This is a genomic window from Streptomyces flavochromogenes (assembly GCF_000717595.1).
In the GTDB taxonomy this organism is placed as follows: Bacteria; Actinomycetota; Actinomycetes; order Streptomycetales; family Streptomycetaceae; genus Streptomyces; species Streptomyces flavochromogenes.
In genome coordinates, this window is record NZ_JNZO01000162.1 from 1 (window position 1) to 202 (window position 202).

The 202-nt window shown below is 70.8% G+C and carries 1 protein-coding gene; it reads right to left on the bottom strand.

What is annotated here, in order from left to right:
* Window positions 1-202 (bottom strand): hypothetical protein (locus IF00_RS42440; protein ID WP_037640741.1); only part of this gene is annotated, 202 nt, incomplete at both ends.

Consider the following 202-nt stretch of genomic DNA (forward strand, 5'->3'; position numbering starts at 1 on the left):
GGTGTCCGTGGTGCGGGCCGCGTCCTGGCCGTAGCCGGTGGCGATGCGGGTGATGTTGCCGGCCGGGTCGTAGGTGTAGGAGGTGTCCTCCACGCGCTGCGGTGCGGTGTCGCGGTCGGTGAACGCGCTGGTGACCTGACCGGTGTGCTCGTCGTACTGGGTGGTGGTCCACACGTGGCGGCCGAACTCGCCGTACTCGGCG